This is a genomic window from Williamsia sp. Y721 (genome assembly GCF_059683565.1).
Genome location: NZ_JCASNH010000003.1, coordinates 472,159 through 492,197, shown reverse-complemented (window position 1 = coordinate 492,197; position 20,039 = coordinate 472,159). Strand labels below are relative to the sequence as shown.

The following is a 20,039-nucleotide window of genomic DNA, read 5'->3' as shown; positions in this document are numbered from 1 at the left end:
ATCTACCTTTCGCCCGCACATCCTCCAGGAGGCCAGACATGACAAGCATCGATGACACGATCGCTTCGACTGCGCTGGACGTGACTGCTGTCCGTGCCGACTTCCCGATCCTGGGTCGTACGGTGCGCGATAACAAGCCGCTGGTGTACCTCGATTCCGGTGCCACCAGCCAACGTCCGGTGCAGGTTCTCGATGCCGAACGCGACTTTTTGGTCACCTGCAATGCGGCTGTTCACCGCGGAGCGCATCAGCTGGCCGAAGAGGCCACCGATGCCTACGAGGATGCGCGTGCGGTGGTTGCCGGATTCGTCGGCGCCGATTTCGACGAGTTGGCGTTCACCAAGAACGCCACCGAGGCGCTGAACCTGGTGACCTACACCCTCGGCGACGATCGCAGTGCCGGAGTGCTCGGTGGCAGTCCACTCGGTCCCCGTGACACGGTCGTCGTCACCGAGCTCGAGCATCACGCGAATCTGGTTCCGTGGCAAGAACTGTGCCGCCGGACGGGCGCAACACTCAAGTGGTACGGGGTGACCGACGAGGGTCGGATCGATCTGGATTCACTGGAACTCGACGACACCGTCAAGGTGGTGGCGTTCACGCACCAGTCGAACGTGACCGGTGCGATCGCCGACGTGCCCGAGATGGTCCGCCGCGCACGCGCCGTCGGAGCGCTGGTGGTACTCGATGCCTGCCAGTCGGTCCCGCACATGACGGTGAACTTCCACGACCTCGATGTCGACTTCGCGGCGTTCTCCGGCCACAAGATGTTCGGGCCCTCCGGTGTCGGTGTGCTGTACGGCAAGCGGGAACTACTTGCCGGCCTGCCACCGTTCATCACGGGCGGTTCGATGATCGAAACGGTCTCCATGGAGGTCTCCACCTACGCACCCGCGCCGCAGCGTTTCGAGGCAGGCGTGCCGATGACCTCTCAGGTGATCGGGTTGGGTGCGGCGGTTCGTTACCTGCAGGACCTCGGTATGGACGCGATTGCCGCACACGAGCATTCGCTCGTCGAAGCCACGTTGTCCGCCCTCGGCGCGATCGAGGGCGTCCGGATCATCGGTCCGGCCACCTCGGAGCAGCGTGGGGGAGCGGTCTCGTTTGTGGTCGACGGCATTCACGCCCACGACCTGGGCCAGGTCCTGGACGACGAAGGTGTCGCCATCCGCGTCGGACACCACTGCGCCTGGCCGCTGCACAAGCGGTTAGGTGTGGCCGCCACTGCACGTGCGTCGTTCGCCGCGTACAACACACTCGATGAGGTCGAGGCGCTTGCAAAGGCAATCGTCAAGGCCCAGGAGTTCTTCGGTGTGCGCGAAGCACATGGCGACACCGTGCCCAGTGGGGTGACTGCCTGATGCGTATGGAACAGATGTACCAGGAAGTGATCCTCGATCACTACAAACATCCACAGGGCCGCGGCCTGCGGGATCCGTTCGGTGCCGAAGTCCATCACGTCAACCCGACGTGTGGCGACGAGGTCACCTTGCGGGTCCGGCTGTCCGACGACGGCGAGACCGTCGCAGACGTGTCCTACGACGGACAGGGCTGCTCCATCTCGCAGGCCTCGACCTCGGTGATGTTCGAGCAGCTCGTCGGCCAGAGCGTGACGCAGGCTCTGGCAACGGTTGATTCGTTCAACAACATGATGACCTCGCGCGGCGCCGACGAAGGCGACGAAGACGTGATCGGCGACGGCGTCGCATTCGTCGGGGTGAGCAAGTATCCGGCCCGCGTGAAGTGCGCGCTGCTGGGCTGGATGGCATTCAAGGACGCGCTGGCACAAACCGTTGCCGGCACACAGGATTCGGCTAGGGAGTCGGTATGACAGCAACATCAGAACCTGAAGGCTCGACCGAGGTCGCAACACCCCCGGCGGCAGCAGTGCCGGCGCAGGTGCAGACCTCGTTGCCGTCCATCGACGACATCGAAGAGGCCATGCGCGACGTGGTCGACCCCGAACTCGGTATCAATGTCGTCGACCTCGGGCTGGTGTACGGCCTCGACGTGGACAACGACGCGGTCGCGAAGATCGACATGACGCTGACGTCGGCTGCCTGCCCGCTCACCGATGTGATCGAGGATCAGGCGCGCAATGCGCTGGTCACCTCCGGCCTGTGCACGGACATGGAACTCAACTGGGTTTGGCTGCCGCCGTGGGGTCCGGACAAGATCACCGATGACGGACGCGAACAGTTGCGTGCGCTCGGTTTCACCGTCTGACCTCTGGCTTCACGCGACCTCTTCCGGGTCGTTCGGATTTTCCAGATCGGACCAGTGCACGCGCCGTGCGACAGCTGAGCCCGTCGCCGGCCCGAGTATTTCTCGTAGGCGCTCGGTGACCGCGTCATGTATCCGGTCACCGATTGCCTCGAGATGATCGCTGTATCGGCCGATCAGATCGATGTCGACAGCGGTGAGAGTTGTCGATTCGGTGTCGAATTCGATTGCGGTGATGTCTCGTCGGCCGATCTCCCAGATGGTGCCCGCCAGCAGTAGGCGAAGCGCGCGGGTGTTGATCAGAATTCCCGGACTGTCGGTCGACACCGGGACACCCCGCCGGTTCGAGTGATGCAGGCGGGCCCGGATCTTCGCGAGGACCGTGTCCTGGGGAATCTGGGCATCGAGCGCAGCAGCAGCGTCGCTGATCCACCACAGATCGGGGTCGGTCACCGGTTCGGTCATCGCAGATCCTCACTTGTGCCTCGATGTTCTCTGTAAGTGCCCACCCTGTCGGGCCTTGCCCCGGCGGGTTTCCATGGTGCAAGCCGCAGCGCCAACTGCGCACGCGCCCGCTGCAGATGACCGCGTACCGATCCCCGGGTGATCGCCAACGCGGTGGCGATGTCCTCATGCGACATCCCTTCGACCTCTCGTAGCCACCAGCAGGCCCTGGCGTGGTGGCTGAGCTGTCCGAGCTCGTACTCCAATGCATCGAGCAGGGACTGGCCCACCGCCTCGTCTTCAGGTCCGGGCGTGTATCGATCGGACCGTTCAAGCGTTGCATCGGTCACGGGGATCGCGGCCCGTTGCCGCCTCAGATCGATGGTCTTGCGTGAGGCGATGGTGAACAGCCACGTTCGGAACGACGATTGGAAGGCGAACCCGGGCAAACCGCGCCAGGCGGCGAGGAATGTCTCCTGGGTGATGTCCTCTGCGGTGGCCGGTGAGCCGGTGAGCCGGTTGGCATAGCGGAGCACAGGCTTGAGGTGACGCCGCACCAGATCCTCGAACGCAGTGCGATCACCCAGTGCGGCGTAGCGAATCAAGGATCCTTCGCTTTCTGTGTCCACGGCTTCAGCATGCCAGTTCTGGATGTGGCGTGGCCCACAATCGCCCCGTGCAACATCGCGTCCCCACCTCGTCATAAGAAGTGGACCGGGTTCATATGCCCTAGTCCATCCCACCTGGGAAGCATGACGAGTGGAGGACTCGAGATGACAACTTCTGCAGACCCCGACCATGTCGGGTTGACCAAGGAAACCTCGGACGACTCCGAGTCTTCGGGCGGAACGACAACGATCGCCGACGTGGTGGTGTCGAAGATCGCCGGGATCGCGACCAGGGAGATCGACGGGGTTTTCGACCTCGGCGGGGGCGCGGCCCGTGCCGTGGGCAAGTTGCGCGAGAACATTCCAGGCGCGTCGACCGACGTCACACAGGGTGTCTCGGTCGAGGTCGGTGAGAAGCAGGCAGCCGTGGACGTCGGCCTGGTCGCGAATTACGGCGTTGCGATCCACCAACTCGCGGAGTCGGTTCGGTCGAATGTGATCGACGCGATCGAGAAGATGACCGGGCTCGAGGTCACGGAGGTCAATATCACGGTCCACGACGTCCACCTGGACACCGATGACACGACCACCGCTCTCGACGGGCAGACAGTGTCGCGGGTCCAGTGACCGGACCACCGACCACAGTTGCCGAACGTGTCCGGGATGCGGTCATGGCGGTCGACGGTGTTGCCGACCTGCATGCCGGGACATTCGGTGATGTGGCGACATATCTGCCGGGGCACCGGGTATCCGGCGTCCGGATCGGCAAGGCCGGTGTGGAGGTGCATGTGATCGTCTACTTCGACACCGATATTCAGCAGGTGGCCCAGGCGGTGCGGATCGCGGCGCTTGCGCAGCTGGACCGGCCACTGCCCTGCATGGTTGTTGTCGAAGACGTCGTCACCGCAGCGGTCCAAGAGGCAGCGGTTGAAGAGGCAGTGAGTGGGGCACCGAGCAGCGGAGTGAACGCACCAGAAACGAGAGAATCATGAGCAATACAATCGTGGGCTTGTTCGTCGGTCTGTTGCTTGCCCTGGCCATCACCACCGGAGGTTTTTCCGGCCTGATGATCGCTGTGGTGTTTGCGGTGGTCGGCCTGGCCATCGGGGCACATCGCGATGGACGTATCGACCTCGGTGTCCTGTTGCGGAGCAAAGGCCGTGGCTGAGGCGGCAGTCGCGCAATCGACCGAGACAGCCGACCTGGAGTTGACCGGGCCGGCCCGGCCTGCGATCCGCGGTGCGTTGCAGATCGAGCCGAAGGTCAACGTGAAGATCGCGCGCGAGGCTGCTGTGGAGGTTCGCGGAGTGGTGCCGCAGTCGGTGAAACTCGGATCGTTGACCGGTCGCAATCTGCCTCGCGCGCTGTCGGATTCGAGCACCCGGCATCCGGCGATCACCATCGAGATCGCCGTGTGCTGGCCCGCGTCGGCAGCGGAGGTGGCGGCGCAGGTGCAGTCACACGTCACCGATGTCCTGATCCGACTCACCGGTCGGCGCCCGTCGCGGGTCGATGTCGATGTTGTGGCGGTGAGCCAATCGGAAGGACTGTTGCTGTCCGAAGAGGTCGCGAATATCGTGACGGCGCAACAGAATTCCTCCGACACGGTTTCCGAGCGTGGCGGCAAACCGCCACGGTCCTATCCCGGCGCCGGGCGGATCGCGCCACTGATCGGTGTGTTGTTGATCGTCGGAGCACTGCTCGCCGGGCGCGAATTCGCGGTGGCTCAGGGCTATTACGATTCTGGCGCCTGGATAGCGGATGCGACGCAGTGGATCGCGAGTACCAGCTGGCAGACGTGGATGGTTGCCGTTGCCATCGCCGCCGTCGTGGTGGGCCTATGGCTGCTGTACCTGGCGATTCGACCCCGACCGCGCACCCACCGGCCGTTGGCGGTATCCGGGCTGTGGACGCGCGACGTGGACATCGCCCGGCGGATCAGCGCCATCGCCCTCGATGAAGAGGACACCGTTTCGGCGACCACCACGGTTGCCAGGGGCCGCGCAAAGATCGCTGTGCGTGGCCGGGAAGGCAGCGACAGTGCCGCGCTCCGCGAGCGTCTGGACACCGCGTTGGCCCGGCTCGAAACGGCCCCACGGGTGGCGCTCGACTATCGGGCGCCTGCGGCCGACCCAGCGCATGCCTCCACAGACGAGGGGTCCACAGACGAGGGGGAGAAAAGGTGAAACGCACCCTGAACCTCGTGGACCGACTCGTGGTCGGTCTGATCGGGCTCATCCTTCTCGGGGTGGGTGCGGTCGCATTGCTCTGGTGGCAACAGGTTGCGGTGGTCGTCGACGAAATCGAGCAGATCAACGACTACGAGATCTACACCGCGCCGGAGCAGGGGTGGTGGCCGTGGTCGATGCTCGTGGCCACCGTTGTCCTGGCTGTCGTGGGACTGTGGCTGGTGCTGGCCAACCTGCGTCCCAACAGGATTCGGTCTGTCGTGGTGGGTACTGCATCGGGTGCGGTCGGCGGTGAACGCACGGTATCGGTGTCCGATGTCGGGAAAGCAGCCGCGAAATCACTGGAACGGCACCCGCAGATCCACTCGACACAAACGCGGGCCTTCGTCGACGGCAGGACCCCGACGCTCGAGCTGACGGTGACCGCAGACCCTGCTGCCGAAGGCCGCGACCTCATCGAGTTGCTGCGCGCAATCCGGCATCAACTCGAACTGTCGTTCGCCGGGGCCGATGTCGAGGTTCGGATCCTGCTGCACCGCACACCGAATCAATGATTCGGCCCGCCGGTCTTCAAGGCCGAGCGGACGATGGTGCCGGACAGGCGGATATCGGCATGGGAGATGGTGCCCACCATCGCTCCGAGAGTCCCACCGAGGTGGTGGCGATCGCTCAGATAGGCGCGCTGCATCGCGGCGGGCGCGGCAAAGAATGCATCGAAGAAGGCGGTGAGGTCGGCTGAGGACAGGTTGAGCAGCACTGCAAGTCCGCGTAGTCGGAGTCGATACACCGCCCGGGCCTGACGCGGCCACAGAGCCTTGACCGGATCGCGGCCACGAGCATAGGCGTGTACGAGCTGATCGACCGACGACAGCGTTTCAGCGACGCTGTAACCGGTTGCCGGATGGACCATTCCGCCTGCAGCCCCGAACCGCAGCGAATCCGGCGAGTCCCATGGCAACCTCGAACTGTCGGACAGTGCGAACTTCACTGTCTCCGTCTGGGACACCTCGAGTGATCCCAGATCGATGTCGAACCGTGCCAGTCGCTTACCGAGCCGTTCGCGGAGCACCGCGATGGGCATGGCGGGCGCCGCGGCCAGGCACGTCTCTTCGAGCAGTACCCGGTTGTCGTCCAATGGGATTGCGTAGAGAAACGACGGCGTCCGATGCGCGGTTGCGCCGCGCCAGTCCATCAGGATGGCGCTGTCGCTGCCCAGGACCGGAGCCGCAAGGGCGCGATCCACGACGACGCCATGGGCGGTCTGCGCGGGCGCTGCGGGGTCTCGGAGCCCGCGCGCATCGACCACCGCCCGTGCATCGAGCTGCGTTCCGTCGTCCAAATGCACCGAGGTGGGGTGCACTGCCGACACCGACTGCGCATGGACCACGACGTGGTCATCAAGGGTCAGCGATTGTTGCAGCGCGGCCGTGTCCAAAGTCACGTATTGCCGCTCGAGGCGACGGTGCGATGGTGTGAATACCGCTACGGCCTCACAACTCGCCGCGATCACGGAGCCGTCGAGCCAGCTCGGCAGATCATCGCCCCACGCCGCATATGTTGGCTTCCAAAGACTCTCGACCTGGGGATCGATCAGGGCCACGTGCAGGCCTGCGCGCGCGGCTCGGTGCGCAAGTGCGCGACCCGATGGCCCGGCTCCCACCACCGCCAGGTCGGCGATACGAGTTGTCATACGAGCACCGTATCGCCTTGCCGTAGACTGGTAAGTCGTGATTACGGCAACTGACCTCGAGGTACGCGCGGGCGTACGCACCCTATTGAGCGCCCCTGGTCCGGCGCTACGGGTGCAACCCGGCGATCGCATCGGGTTGGTGGGCCGTAACGGTGCCGGCAAGACCACCACGATGCGCATTCTCGCCGGTGAAGGCGAGCCCTACGCGGGTTCGGTCGTCAACAGCGGGGAGCTCGGTTACCTGCCCCAGGATCCGCGTGAGGGCGACCTGGCGGTCATCGCGAAGGATCGGGTGCTCTCGGCTCGCGGCCTGGATACCTTGCTGCGTGATCTGGAGAAGCAGCAGGCGTTGATGGCAGAGGCCGTCGACGAGAAGGACCTCGACAAGGCCGTCCAACGGTACGGACAGCTCGAAGATCGCTTCTCGACCCTCGGTGGGTATGTCGCCGAATCGGAGGCCGCCCGCATCTGTAACAGCCTCGGCCTGCCCGACCGCGTACTGGCCCAGCCGCTCAATACGCTCTCCGGTGGTCAGCGCCGCCGAATCGAACTCGCCCGCATCCTGTTTGCGGCATCCGACGGCAGCGGCGGCAAGTCCGGCACCACGCTCCTGCTTGACGAGCCGACCAACCACCTCGACGCCGACTCGATCGGCTGGCTCCGCGGATTTCTGCAGAACCACGAGGGCGGACTGATCGTGATCAGTCACGACGTCGAGTTGCTCGAAGACGTCGTCAACCGCGTGTGGTTCCTCGACGCGGTCCGCGGCGAGCCCGACATCTACAACATGGGCTGGAAGAAGTATCTCGACGCCCGCGCCACCGATGAGCAGCGCCGCAAGCGCGAACGCGCCAACGCCGAGAAGAAGGCGGGCGCGCTGCGCGTCCAGGCCGCGAAGATGGGTGCCAAGGCCACCAAAGCCGTTGCCGCACAGAACATGCTCAAGCGTGCCGACCGCATGCTCGACAATCTCGACGAAGAGCGGGTGTCCGACCGGACCGCGAAGATCCGGTTCCCGGAACCTGCTGCCTGTGGCAAGACCCCGCTGATGGCGTCGGGTCTGACCAAGATGTACGGGTCGCTGGAGATCTTCGCCGGCGTCGACCTGGCCATCGACCGCGGCAGTCGCGTGGTGGTGCTCGGACTCAACGGCGCTGGTAAGACCACGCTGCTGCGACTGCTCGCCGGAACCGAAAAGGCTGAACGCGGCACGCTGGAACCCGGTCATGGCCTGAAGATCGGCTACTTCGCGCAGGAACACGACACGCTCGACGACAACGCGAGCGTCTGGGACAACATCCGTCACGCCGCGCCCGATGCGGGTGAGCAGGACCTGCGTGGTCTGCTCGGCGCGTTCATGTTCACCGGCCCGCAGCTCGATCAGCCGGCCGGAACGCTCTCCGGTGGTGAAAAGACCCGTCTGGCCTTGGCCGGACTGGTGTCGTCGGCGGCCAATGTGCTGTTGCTCGACGAGCCCACGAACAACCTCGACCCGATCTCACGCGAACAGGTGCTCGACGCGCTGCGCAGCTACAAGGGTGCCGTGGTCCTGGTGACACACGACCCGGGCGCCGCAGCGGCCCTCGATCCGCAACGGGTGATCCTGTTGCCCGACGGCACCGAGGACCATTGGTCGGCCGAGTACCAGGAGATCATCGAACTCGCCTGAACCCGATGATGTGCCCTTTTGGCGGGCGCGACCAGGGGTTTTGTCCGCCAAAAGGGCACAGTTTCGAAGGTCAGAGGGTGGCGACGAATCTGTCCATTGTGCGTTCGGTGATCGCGGTGATGGTCAGGGACGGATTCACCAGTCCGGCGGCACCGGGCAGGAACGAGCCGTCGACGACGTAGAGATTGTCGTAGCCGCGGACGCGACCGTTCTCGTCTGCTCCCTGACCCATCACCACACCACCGAGGCCGTGATACGTGCAGGCGGCACCGAAGTCGGCGGCCTGCGGGTAGATCGGAATCCCGTTGGCCGGGAAACCGTATCGGGTTTCGGTCTGTTCGTGGAAGTGCCAGGCGAATTGGGATGCACGTTGATCGACGAGCGTGTTCTCGCGGGGGTACGGGAAGTTCAGAACCGTCCTGCCGGTGGCGCGGTCGTAGTCGATGGTGCCGCGTTCATCGGTGTGGGTCTGGATCAGGTTCGTGGTGGAGAACCCACCGGCGTACTCCGGGAACGGTGTTGCCTGATAATTCATCGCCACCGGACCTCCGGGCAACCGGTCCTCGTACATCTTGACGTTGCCGGGGCCTCCCTGTGCGGCCCCGTGGTCCTCTCGCAACGGGGTCCGCACGATGAGGAAGTCGCCGTTGGTGCCCCAGCCGGTGCCGATGGTCGGCGACAGCGCCGGAAGCGTTCCCCGTGCCCGCGCCGCCACCAGAAGTGATGTGGTGTAAAACGATCCGGCTGCCATGAAGAGGTGGTCGCCCTCGAAGCTCGTGACGCGGACGGTGTTGTGGTTCTCATCGATCTCACGGGCGGTGACGACAAAACCTTTGGCGCCCTCCCTCGGTCGGATGTCGAAGACCTCGTGCATCGGCCGAATGGTGACGTTGCCGGTGGCCTCGGCGGCGGGCAGGTAGTTGTGGTCGACGGAATTCTTGGCCCCGGAGTTGATGCCGTACGGTCCCTCGCCGACACTCACCGATGCCTTTCGCCTACCTCGCAGTTCTTCCCGGACGATGTCCCAGTCGACGGCGAAATCGGTGGGGATCGGTTCGGTTCCGTAGTCGCGCAAGGTGTTCAGGAATGCGCGGGCACCGCGGTACTGCGGATGCGCCAGGATGTCGGCGGGCAATGGTGAGGTACCCAACACCTGTTTGGCCCGCGGATAGTAGGTGCTGACGAGTTCGTCGTAGTTCGCGAATGCCGGGAAGATCATGTCGAAATCGACCCGGCGCGGCACCGAGGTGAACATGCCGAACGCCAGCGATCCACCACCGACGCCGGTCCCGTAGATCGCATCGACACCATTCCCGAAGATGCGGTCGATCAGGCCTGGATACGCATTGATGGGCGGGGACAGCAAACCGTTGATGTGGGCCCTCGTGCTGAACCAGGCCGCCCGGCCGTCTGGCTGGTTCACCGTTGCGAAGGTGTTGCCGTCGGGTCTGATGGGCCATCGCCTGCCCCGCTCGAGAACAGTGGTGGACACACCTGCCTGACCGAGCCGCAGTGCTGCCACCGCGCCCCCGAAGCCGCTGCCTATGACGATCGCCGTCGGAGCTGATCCGCCCGCGGGAGCTCCGCGTGCGCGCCCCGACACCGCGGCGGTGGCAGCCACCGCCGCGCCGGCCGCCGCCGCTCGCAGAACAGTGCGTCTGGGAACGGTCCGTGTGGACGTGAACGTGTCGCCGGCGCTCATGGTTCGCCTTCCCGAAGGGGGTTGGAAAACTTATAGCCGCGGTGATGTGTTCTACCTAATCCCTTTCAGCGTCCACACAGCTGCGCTGGTCGGCGGCCTGTCCGGCTCAGAGATTCGCCACGAACCGGTCCATCGTGCGTTCGGCGATCGCGGTGATGGTCAGCGACGGGTTGACCAGTCCGACGGCGCCGGGCATGAACGAACCATCGGTGACGTAGAGGTTGTCGTAACCGTGGACCTTGCCGTTCTCGTCGGCCGCCTTCCCGATGACCACTCCGCCGAGACCGTGGAAGGTGGCCGCCGAACCGAAGTCCCCCTCGCGTGGGTACACCGGGATGCCGTTGGCCGGATGCCCGAAGCGGGTTTCGGTGCGCTCGTGGAAATGCCCGGCGAACGCCATCGCCCGCTTGTCTCCGATGGACTGTCCACCCGGGAATGGGTAGTCGAGGACCGTCTCGCCGGTGGCCCGGTCGAACGAGATGGTCCCGCGGTCCGGGGTGTGGGTCTGCACCATGTGGGTGGTGGTGAACCCGCCGGCGATCTGTGGGAAAGGTGTCGCCTGATAGATCATCGACACCGGTCCGCCCGGTAGCCGGTCCTCGTACATGCGAGACAGACCCGGACCGCCCTGGGCGTATCCGACGTCGTCGCGGAGAAGGGTCCGGATGATCAAGAAGTCGCCGTTGGAACCGAACCCGTTTCCGACATGCGTGGACAGGTTGGGCAGAGTGCCGTTCGCGCGGGCGGTCACCAAAAGGGACGTCGTGTAGTACGACCCGGCGGCCATGAACAGGTAGTCGGCCTCGAACGTCTCGATGCTGACCGTGCGGCGGTGATCGTCGATGAGCCGGGCCTTCACCACAAAACCCTTGGCCCGCTCTCGCGGCCGGATCTCGAAGACCTCGTGCATCGGCTTGATGGTGACGTTGCCGGTGGCCTCGGCGGACGGGAGATAGTTGTGATCGACGGAGTTCTTGGCGCCGGAGTTCACGCCGTACGGCCCGCCGCCCACGGACAGCGATGCCTTTGCCCTACCTGCCAATTCGTCGCGGACGATGTCCCAGTCGACCGCGAAGTCCTGGGGGACCGGCTCGACTCCGTAGTCGGCAAGGGTCTTCGTCCAGACCCGGGCGCCGCGATATTGCGGATGAGCCAGGATGTCGGCGGGCATGGGACTCGATCCGAGCATCGTCCGAGCGGTCGGGTAGTAGTCCCGGATCAGTTCGTCGTAATCGGCGACATCGGGGAACACCATCTCGAAGTCGACTTTGCGCGGGGTGGGTGTGAAAGCACCGAACGCCAGTGAACCGCCACCGACTCCGGCGCCGTACATCGAATCGATTCCGTTGCCCTCGATACGGTCGATGAGGCCGGGGTAGGGCTCGATCGAGGTGAAACTCGTCAGCGGATTGATCGGTGGCTTGGTGCTGAACCAGGCTGCCCGCCTGTCCGGGTTGTTCAGATCGGTGAAAGTGTTGCCGTCCGGGCGAATCGGCCACCGCCGGCCCCGCTCGAGCACGGTCGTCTGGACGCCGGCCCGACCAAGGCGCAGTGCGGCAACGGCACCGCCGAACCCACTTCCGATGACGATCGCCGTGGGGCCCGTGTGTGCCGTACCGGCAGCAGCACGGGGTGCGATCGCAGCGGCTGCCGCAAAGGCCGCACCCCCCGTGGCCGCCCGCAGTACGGTGCGCCGACTGGTGACAGTGTCTGATCCGGTCATTGTTTCGCCTTCCTGAGAATAGGCGAACCCTATATCTGTTAGGCGAGGTTTACCTAACCAACACGGCCTATTTGCGTTGTCATATCGAGTCGAGCAGTCGTCCTGTCGGCCACCGGAATCCGGTCAGAGATAGCGCTTCTGCAGCTCGCGTTTGACGAGTTTCCCGGTGGGAGTGCGGGGTAGTGAGTCGACGAAGTCGACCGATTTGGGCGCCTTGTAGTGGGCAAGCCGCGAACGGACCAACGCAATCAATTCCTCGGCGAGTTCTTCATTTCCAACGACACCAGGTTCGAGTTGGACGCACGCTTTCGCCACCTCGCCGAGGTCCGGGTCCGGGATGCCGATGATGCCGACGTCATAGACATCGGGGTGTCCGATGAGGACGTTCTCGGCTTCCTGCGGGTAGATGTTCACCCCGCCGGAGATGATCATGAAGGATTTGCGGTCGGTGAGATAGAGGAAACCGTCGGCATCCACATATCCGACATCACCGCTGGTGGTCCAGGCGGGATGGTCGGGATGCTGTGCCTCCCGGGTCTTTTCGGGATCGTTGTGGTACTGGAAAGGTAATTCGTCGCGTTCGAAGTAGACGGTCCCGATCTCACCGATGGGCAGTTCGGCACCGTCGTCGCCGCAGATACGGACGATGCCGAGCAACGGCTTACCCACCGATCCCGGGTGCGCCAGCGAACCGGCGCTGTCGATGAACGTGGCACCGGAACCCTCGGTGGACGCGTAGTACTCGTTGATGACCGGGCCCCACCACTCGATCATCGCCCGCTTGACCTCGGGTGGACAGGGCGCCGCGGCGTGGATGGCGGCCTTCATGCTGCTGACGTCGTATTTCGATCGCACGTCGTCGGGCAGCTTCAGCATCCTGATGAACATCGTCGGAACCCACTGGCTGTGGGTCACCCGGTACTCGTCTATCAGTTGAAGGGCGGTCTCGGCGTCGAACCGATCCATCAGTACAACGGTCCCGCCGAGTGACGTGACCATGCCGCAATACCGCAGCGGCGCAGCGTGATACAGCGGCGCCGGGCACAGGTACACCGAGTCCTGGTCGAAGCCGTAGATGGCGGAGAAGACCGGCGTGTACGGATCGAGGATCTCGTCGACCTGACCGTCCTGCAATGGAACCTTGATGCCCTTGGGGCGGCCGGTGGTACCGGAGGAGTAGAGCATGTCCTGGCCCCGCGGCTGATCGTCGAGCGGTGCGTCCGAGGCCTGCGCCAGGATCGTGTCATACGACTCGAATCCGGGAAGGTCACCGCCCCAGGCGATTCGATGGGCGAGCGTGGTGACCTCGCCGGAACGGCTGACCACGTCGGCGACCTCGGGGGAGGCGAACAGCGCCACAGCGCCACAGTCGCCGAGGATGTAGTTGGTCTCCTCGGCGGTCAGATGATTGTTGATGGCTGTGACATACATGCCGGAACGCAGTGCCGCCCAATAGATCACGAGCATGCGAATGTCATTGTTCGACACCATCGCGACATTGTCGCCCCGGCCGAGCCCGACGTCCCTCAAGTAATGGGCCAGCTTTGTCGAGCGCTGATCGAGCTCGGCATAGGTGATCGACTCACCGGTCGCGGGGCGCACGACAGCAACCTTGTCCGGCGTGCTGTCGACAAAATTACCCGGGAACATCGACGACCTCCGACTCTGGCGACCGCGGTCCGACTGACCGCGATATGTTAACCAGGACTATCACAGGAAGGCCTACGTACGCGGGCATTTCGGCGTCAGCCGAGGTAAACCGGTTCCGTTATTGGGACCGGCGTACCGATTCTTCGACGAGGTCGAGCACCGCGTGCAGATCATCGGTGGCCGCGCCTGATGCCAGACGGGTCGTGAGTCCGTCGAGGATGAGGTCGAGATAGGCGACCAGAACACGCGTTGGCAGATCATCACGAAGACGGCCGGCCGTACGCTGGCGCTCCAGACGCGCCAGCGTGGCCGACTCCAGTTCCGCCGAACGTGCTTTCCACTCGGTACGGAATCCGGGATCGGTACGCAGCTTTCGGGCTATCTCCAGCCGCGTACCGAGCCAGTCGAAATCTTCAGGCCGGTTGAGCATGTCCCGCATGACCTGGACCAGACCCTCGTTGGCCGCGACATCGGCCATCCGTTCGGCGTCTTCGTGGGCCAGGGCAAGGAACAGTGCCTCCTTGTCACGGAAGTGGTGGAAAATCGCACCCCGCGACAGGTCGGTTGCCTCCTCGAGCCGACGCACGGTGGCGCCGTCGTAGCCGAATTCGGCAAAACAACGGCGCGCACCGTCGAGGATCTGTCGTCGCCGGGCTTCCAGGTGGTCTTGACTGACCTTGGGCAACCGACTGCGTCCGCTCAGCTCTTGAGCATGTTGCGCAGCACGTACTGCAGGATGCCGCCGTTGCGGTAGTAATCGGCTTCACCCGGCGTATCGATGCGCACCTTGGCGTCGAACTCGACGACCTGGCCGTCGCCCTTGGTAGCGGTGACCTTGATCGTCTTCGGCGTCTTGCCCTCGTTCAGCTCGGTGATACCCGAGAAGTCGAAGACCTCGGTGCCGTCGAGTCCCAGAGACTTGGCCGACTCGCCCTCGGGGAACTGCAGCGGGATCACGCCCATGCCGATCAGGTTCGAGCGGTGGATGCGCTCGAACGACTCGGTGATGACCGCGCGGACGCCGAGCAGGCTGGTTCCCTTGGCGGCCCAGTCACGCGAGCTGCCCGAACCGTATTCCTTGCCGCCCAGCACGACCAGCGGGATGCCGGCCTTCTGGTAGTTCTGCGACGCGTCGTAGATGAACGACTGCGGGGCACCGTCCTGGGTGAAGTCGCGGGTGTATCCACCCGAGACGCCGTCGAGGAGCTGGTTCTGCAGACGGATGTTGGCGAAGGTGCCGCGGATCATGACCTCGTGGTTGCCACGACGCGAACCGAGCGAGTTGTAGTCCTTGCGCGCCACACCGTTGGCGTCCAGGTACTGCGCGGCCGGTGTGCCGGGCTTGATCGGGCCTGCCGGGCTGATGTGGTCGGTGGTGACCGAGTCGCCGAGCAGTGCCAGGACGCGAGCGCCCTTGATCTCGGTGACCGGCGACGGTTCGACCGCCATGCCCTCGAAGTACGGGGCCTTGCGGACGTAGGTGGAATTCTCGTCCCACGCGAAGGTGTCGCCCTCGGGGGTCGAGAGGTTCTGCCAGCGGTGATCGCCCGCGAAGATCGTCGCGTAGGACTTGCGGAACATGTCCTGGCTGATCGCCGACTGGATGGTCTCTTCGATCTCCTGGGTCGACGGCCAGATGTCCTTCAGGAAAACGGGATTGCCGTCGGTGTCGTTGCCCAGTGCGTCGGTCTCGAAGTCGAAGTCCATGGTTCCGGCGAGGCCGTATGCGATCACCAGGGGCGGCGAGGCCAAGTAGTTCATCTTGACGTCGGGGGAGATGCGTCCCTCGAAGTTGCGGTTACCCGAGAGCACCGCGGTGACCGACAGGTCGTTGTCGTTGATCGCCTTGGAGATTGCTTCGGGAAGCGGGCCGGTGTTACCGATGCAGGTGGTGCATCCGTAGCCGCCGAGGTAGTAACCGAGCTTCTCGAGGTACGGCCAGAGGCCTGCCTTCTCGTAGTAGTCGGTGACGACCTGCGATCCGGGAGCCATGTTGGTCTTGACCCACGGCTTGGTTGTCAGCCCCTTCTCGACCGCGTTGCGGGCGAGAAGCGCAGCGCCGAGCATGACCGACGGGTTGGAGGTGTTGGTGCACGAGGTGATACCCGCGACCACCACGGCGCCGTGGTCGAGGACGAACTCGCCGAGTTCGGGGTCGACGATCTTGATCGGCTTGGAGGGGCGTCCCTTGCTGCCGTTGGCGGCCGACCGGCCCACATTGGCGCCGTCGTCGGCAAAACACAGCGTTGCCGGGTCGCTCGCCGGGAACGACTCCTCGACGGCCTCGTCGAGCTGGGTGTGCTCGGCTTCGTTGTTGTTCTCCACGTAGGTGTGGATGTCCTTGCGGAACGCCACCTTCGACTCGGACAGCAGGATGCGGTCCTGCGGACGCTTCGGGCCGGCGATCGAGGGGACCACGGTGCTCAGGTCGAGCTCGATGTACTCGGAGAACACCGGCTCACGCTCGGGATCGTGCCACATGCCCTGTTCCTTGGCATATGCCTCGACCAGCGCGAGCTGCTCGTCGCTGCGACCGGTCAGCCGCAGGTAGTTGATGGTCTCTTCGTCGATCGGGAAGATCGCTGCGGTGGAACCGAACTCGGGGCTCATGTTGCCAAGGGTGGCGCGGTTTGCGAGGGGGACCTCGGCAACGCCTGCACCGTAGAACTCGACGAACTTGCCGACGACGCCGTGCTTGCGCAGCATCTCGGTGGCGGTGAGCACCACGTCGGTGGCGGTGACGCCGGGCTTGATCTCACCGGACAGCTTGAAGCCGACAACACGTGGGATGAGCATGGACACCGGCTGGCCGAGCATCGCGGCTTCTGCCTCGATGCCGCCGACGCCCCAGCCGAGCACGCCGAGGCCGTTGACCATGGTGGTGTGCGAGTCGGTGCCGACGCAGGTGTCGGGGTAGGCCTGGCCGTTGCGGGTCATCACGGTCGGAGCGAGGTATTCGATGTTGACCTGGTGGACGATGCCCATGCCCGGGGGGACGACCTTGAAGTCGTCGAACGCGCCCTGGCCCCAGCGCAGGAACTGGTAACGCTCGCCGTTGCGCTCGTATTCGAGGTCGACGTTGCGCTCGAGGGCATCGGCGCGACCGAACACGTCCAGGATCACCGAGTGGTCGATGACCATGTCGGCAGGGGAGAGCGGGTTGACCTTGGTGGCGTCGCCGCCGAGGGCGGTGACGGCTTCACGCATGGTCGCGAGGTCGACGATGCAGGGGACGCCGGTGAAGTCCTGCATGATGACGCGGGCCGGGGTGAACTGGATCTCGGTATCCGGTTCGGAGCTGGGATCCCAGTTCGCGATCGCGTTGATGTGATCTTTGGTGATGTTGGCCCCGTCTTCGGTGCGGAGCAGGTTCTCTGCGAGCACCTTGAGGGAATAGGGGAGTTTCTCTGTTCCCTCGACCGCGTTGAGGCGGAAGATCTCGTACGAGTTCTCACCGACGGTCAACGTGCCGCGGGCGCCAAATGTATCGATACTCATCGCTTACGTCAGCTCCAGTCTTGTTGTCTCACCGGCTGGGCAACGCCGGTTCTTGATCCTCTTGTCGGCGTGATCACCGGCAGGTACGAACCGACGGGCTGCGCCGATCCGTGCTTCCTCTGATTCTAGCAGTACAAGCGTACTGGTAAAACGATGGGGGGATCTGGCGTGTCTTCGCGATGACGACACGCCAGGGGGATGCCGTACGCCATCAATTGTGTCGTACTGTGCTGCCGTAGGTTGGACACAGGCTGAACTTTCCGGCAACGGCGGAGATTCACGTGGCCCGAATGGAGACAGTAAGTAGATGGCACCGACGCCCTTCTCGACGATCGTCCCGTCCGACGTCGACATCGCAGCGCTCTCGGCCGGACTGGCCGACGTAGGTGTGGTCGCTCCGCCCGAGATGACCCCGGCGATCCTGGCGGCCGTCGCGCAAGCCCGCGACGAGGGCTACGACGTGCACTTTGTTGTCACCGACAAGATCTATCCGCGAATCACCTATTACCGCGACATCGCCACCGAGTTGCAATCCGAGACCGGTGGAACCGTCATTGTGCTCGGTGGCAATTACGTGGGTAGTTCGAGCGACGAGTTCAGTCGGGTCGAACTCGAGAATGCCACTGACAATCTGGCGATTCAGAATCCGCCGCAGGCCGCACAGCAGATGGTCGACCGGATGACCGGTCAGACCGACGTGCCCTGGACCGTCGTGACCATGCTCTTGATCGCCGTCGTCGCGGTCGGTGCCGTTGTCGCCCGCAAACTGCAGTTGCGCAAGGGAAGTGGCGCGCAAGCGGCGGACGTCCCCGCGGATGTGTCGCCCTCGACCGCTGCCGACCCCGTTACACACGACAGACTGTGATTCACGGGCTCTGATCTACGTTTCGCGGGACAGATTTCTGATTCACGCGACTGAACTACATTAATGTAATTCACGCATATCCAATTTGTTACCTTGCACATTCGTGGTGATCACAGCGTTTCCGCAGGTAATGACTGCGATGTAATTTGTGACTCATGTTTCCTTGGTTGTTTTTGTGACGTACGGTTCGTATGTCACCGATGGGGTTAATGGGGAAGTTGATCACCATCGTGGCGATGGCCGAGTGTGTGCCACTGCTCCGCAGCGGCATCGGCGCACTGTCAGATCTGCGAGGGAGTCATTAGTGAGTCGAGGGAAGGCGTTACAGCCGCGGAGACGTGGCATTCGAGTGTCCTCGGTGACCGCATTACTGGCAGTAGTGACGGTCACCTGTGCACAGTTGTCCACGGGAACCGCGGCCGCTGCCCCGCCGAGCAGCGCGGAGCAGATCGCCACACTGATCAATCAGATCGCAGACACGAACCAGACGATGGTCAACCTCGATGGTGAGGTTGCCGTCAAACGTGAAGCCGTGAACCGGGCACTGGTCGATCTGCAGAATGCCAGGGAGTCCGAGCGGCTCGCTGCCGTTGCCGTCCGCGGTGCACAGGAATCCTTGGAAGAGGCCTCCGGCGCCATCGCGTTCGCGCAGACCGACTTCGACGCGTTCATTCGTAGCCTGTACGCGATGGGCAACAGTCAGGGCTCGCTGCTCGGCTACATGTCGGGCGATCCCGGAGCCCTGCTCGACCGGGCATCGGTGGTCGACCAGATCAGTCGCGATCAGCAGGCCACCATCACCCGGTTGCAGCAGGCCCGCAACGAAGAGGCGAACCGTGCAGCAACGGCCAAGGCCACCGCGCAGCAGGCCAAGTTCGCAACTGCTTCTGCCGAGACACGTCAGGCCGACGCGCAAAGCGCCATCGCCGCGGCAACCGAAGCGGTCAAGGCCGAATATGCGCGCCGCGCCACCCTTGAACAGGACCGAGCCGCGGCACAGCGTGAACTGGACAAGCTCCGCGGCCAGCCCGCATCCTCGTACCCCGGTGCTCCGACCGCGGTTCTCCCGGACCAGCAGGCCGCCATCGAGCAACAGGCACACGAAGCCGCTCTGCGGGCTGCCGGTGAAGCCAGCGCCAGACTGGCACTGGACACCTCCCAGCAGGTCCTCGCCGCCATCATCGGTGCGATGACCCCGCCGCACACCGACATCGAGACCCCGACGCCCGTCGACCCGAGCCTGCCGGTCGACCCGAGCGAGCCCGTCGATCCGTCTGAGCCGGAAGCGCCCACACCAACGACACCGACGATCCCGACCACACCGGTCATCCCCGGAGCGTCCGGTTCGGCCGCAGTCGAGATCGTCGTCAACCGGGCACTCTCGCAACTCGGTGTCACCTACTCGTGGGGTGGCGGAAACGCGAACGGCCCGACACTCGGTATCCGCGACGGCGGCGTGGCCGACTCGTACGGCGACTACAACAAGGTCGGATTCGACTGCTCCGGCCTGATGATCTACGCCTTCGCAGGCATCGGAATCTCGTTGCCGCACTACACCGGCTACCAGTACACGTCCGGACCGCAGTTCCCGCTCTCGCAGATGCAGCGCGGCGACATGATCTTCTACGGTCCCAACGCGAGCCAGCACGTGGCGCTGTATCTGGGTGGCAACCAGATGGTCGAGGCACCGCAGTCCGGTGACGTCGTCAAGATCTCGCCACTGCGCACCAGCGGCGCGATGCCCTATGTCGTGCGTCTGACCTGACACCGGCGGGTTC

The 20,039-nt window shown here is 64.3% G+C and carries 19 protein-coding genes; 11 read left to right on the top strand and 8 right to left on the bottom strand.

Features of this window, described 5'->3' with window-relative positions; genetic code table 11:
* Positions 1–38: 38 nt before the first annotated feature.
* The 3 genes from AC56PL_RS16995 to AC56PL_RS16985 are packed head-to-tail and all read left to right on the top strand — an operon-like array spanning position 39 to position 2,226.
* The gene (locus AC56PL_RS16995) at positions 39–1,361 is read left to right on the top strand and encodes a SufS family cysteine desulfurase (protein WP_497154576.1); all 1,323 of its coding nucleotides are present in this window, start codon (positions 39–41) and stop codon (positions 1,359–1,361) included.
* Positions 1,361–1,831 carry a Fe-S cluster assembly sulfur transfer protein SufU gene (gene sufU / locus AC56PL_RS16990; protein ID WP_495516523.1) on the top strand — a complete coding sequence of 157 codons (471 nt, stop codon included), beginning with the start codon at positions 1,361–1,363 and terminating at the stop codon, positions 1,829–1,831. Before AC56PL_RS16995 ends, sufU begins: the two co-directional genes overlap by 1 nt.
* A complete protein-coding gene (locus AC56PL_RS16985) occupies positions 1,828–2,226 on the top strand; it encodes an iron-sulfur cluster assembly protein (RefSeq protein WP_495516522.1) in 399 nt (132 codons plus the stop codon). Before sufU ends, AC56PL_RS16985 begins: the two co-directional genes overlap by 4 nt.
* 9 nt (positions 2,227–2,235) lie before the next feature.
* On the opposite strand, the gene AC56PL_RS16980 is transcribed toward AC56PL_RS16985, so the two are convergent.
* Entirely contained in the window at positions 2,236–2,688 is a 453-nt protein-coding gene (locus tag AC56PL_RS16980) for a hypothetical protein (RefSeq protein WP_497154575.1), read from the bottom strand.
* The gene (locus tag AC56PL_RS16975; protein ID WP_497154574.1) at positions 2,685–3,296 is read right to left on the bottom strand and encodes an RNA polymerase sigma factor; all 612 of its coding nucleotides are present in this window, start codon (positions 3,294–3,296) and stop codon (positions 2,685–2,687) included. Before AC56PL_RS16975 ends, AC56PL_RS16980 begins: the two co-directional genes overlap by 4 nt.
* Positions 3,297–3,440: 144 nt before the next feature.
* Between AC56PL_RS16975 and AC56PL_RS16970 the strand changes: the two genes are divergently transcribed.
* Genes AC56PL_RS16970 through amaP form a run of 5 tightly spaced genes read left to right on the top strand, consistent with a single transcriptional unit; the run spans position 3,441 to position 6,018 of the window.
* Positions 3,441–3,902, top strand: a complete 462-nt coding sequence (locus AC56PL_RS16970) for an Asp23/Gls24 family envelope stress response protein (protein WP_497154573.1) — start codon at positions 3,441–3,443, stop codon at positions 3,900–3,902.
* Positions 3,899–4,267, top strand: a complete 369-nt coding sequence (locus tag AC56PL_RS16965; RefSeq protein ID WP_497154572.1) for an Asp23/Gls24 family envelope stress response protein — start codon at positions 3,899–3,901, stop codon at positions 4,265–4,267. The genes AC56PL_RS16970 and AC56PL_RS16965 overlap by 4 nt, the downstream gene beginning before the upstream one ends.
* Positions 4,264–4,443, top strand: coding sequence for a DUF2273 domain-containing protein (locus AC56PL_RS16960; protein ID WP_482139378.1), 180 nt, complete (start codon positions 4,264–4,266; stop codon positions 4,441–4,443). Before AC56PL_RS16965 ends, AC56PL_RS16960 begins: the two co-directional genes overlap by 4 nt.
* Positions 4,436–5,461, top strand: a complete 1,026-nt coding sequence (locus AC56PL_RS16955; RefSeq protein WP_497154571.1) for a hypothetical protein — start codon at positions 4,436–4,438, stop codon at positions 5,459–5,461. The genes AC56PL_RS16960 and AC56PL_RS16955 overlap by 8 nt, the downstream gene beginning before the upstream one ends.
* Positions 5,458–6,018 carry an alkaline shock response membrane anchor protein AmaP gene (gene amaP, locus AC56PL_RS16950; protein ID WP_497154570.1) on the top strand — a complete coding sequence of 187 codons (561 nt, stop codon included), beginning with the start codon at positions 5,458–5,460 and terminating at the stop codon, positions 6,016–6,018. The genes AC56PL_RS16955 and amaP overlap by 4 nt, the downstream gene beginning before the upstream one ends.
* Here amaP and AC56PL_RS16945 read toward each other — a convergent pair.
* On the bottom strand, positions 6,012–7,154 hold the full coding sequence (locus tag AC56PL_RS16945; protein WP_497154569.1) for a lycopene cyclase family protein: 1,143 nt from the start codon (positions 7,152–7,154) through the stop codon (positions 6,012–6,014). The two genes, amaP and AC56PL_RS16945, sit on opposite strands and share 7 nt — an antisense overlap.
* 37 nt (positions 7,155–7,191) lie before the next feature.
* Here AC56PL_RS16945 and AC56PL_RS16940 point away from each other — a divergent pair, with 37 nt between their 5' ends.
* On the top strand, positions 7,192–8,823 hold the full coding sequence (locus AC56PL_RS16940) for an ATP-binding cassette domain-containing protein (protein WP_495516513.1): 1,632 nt from the start codon (positions 7,192–7,194) through the stop codon (positions 8,821–8,823).
* 70 nt (positions 8,824–8,893) lie between these two features.
* Here AC56PL_RS16940 and AC56PL_RS16935 read toward each other — a convergent pair whose 3' ends face one another.
* The 5 genes from AC56PL_RS16935 to AC56PL_RS16915 all read right to left on the bottom strand — a co-directional run bounded on the left by AC56PL_RS16935 (position 8,894) and on the right by AC56PL_RS16915 (position 17,396).
* The gene (locus tag AC56PL_RS16935; RefSeq protein ID WP_497154568.1) at positions 8,894–10,525 is read right to left on the bottom strand and encodes a GMC oxidoreductase; all 1,632 of its coding nucleotides are present in this window, start codon (positions 10,523–10,525) and stop codon (positions 8,894–8,896) included.
* Positions 10,526–10,631: 106 nt separating this feature from the next.
* Positions 10,632–12,248, bottom strand: coding sequence for a GMC oxidoreductase (locus AC56PL_RS16930; RefSeq protein WP_497154567.1), 1,617 nt, complete (start codon positions 12,246–12,248; stop codon positions 10,632–10,634).
* 123 nt (positions 12,249–12,371) lie between these two features.
* Positions 12,372–13,898 (bottom strand): AMP-binding protein, encoded by a 1,527-nt coding sequence (locus tag AC56PL_RS16925; RefSeq protein ID WP_495516510.1) that lies wholly within the window; start codon positions 13,896–13,898, stop codon positions 12,372–12,374.
* A gap of 118 nt (positions 13,899–14,016) precedes the next feature.
* Positions 14,017–14,583: a TetR family transcriptional regulator gene (locus AC56PL_RS16920; RefSeq protein WP_495516509.1), complete on the bottom strand. Its 567-nt coding sequence runs from the start codon at positions 14,581–14,583 to the stop codon at positions 14,017–14,019.
* Between the two features lie 14 nt (positions 14,584–14,597).
* Positions 14,598–17,396 (bottom strand): aconitate hydratase AcnA, encoded by a 2,799-nt coding sequence (locus tag AC56PL_RS16915; RefSeq protein WP_495516508.1) that lies wholly within the window; start codon positions 17,394–17,396, stop codon positions 14,598–14,600.
* 307 nt (positions 17,397–17,703) lie between these two features.
* On the opposite strand from AC56PL_RS16915, the gene AC56PL_RS16910 reads away from it, so the two are divergent.
* Both AC56PL_RS16910 and AC56PL_RS16905 read left to right on the top strand, forming a co-directional pair.
* On the top strand, positions 17,704–18,261 hold the full coding sequence (locus AC56PL_RS16910) for an Rv1476 family membrane protein (RefSeq protein ID WP_495516507.1): 558 nt from the start codon (positions 17,704–17,706) through the stop codon (positions 18,259–18,261).
* A 358-nt stretch (positions 18,262–18,619) separates the two neighbouring features.
* The gene (locus AC56PL_RS16905) at positions 18,620–20,026 is read left to right on the top strand and encodes an NlpC/P60 family protein (protein WP_495516506.1); all 1,407 of its coding nucleotides are present in this window, start codon (positions 18,620–18,622) and stop codon (positions 20,024–20,026) included.
* Positions 20,027–20,039: the final 13 nt, after the last annotated feature.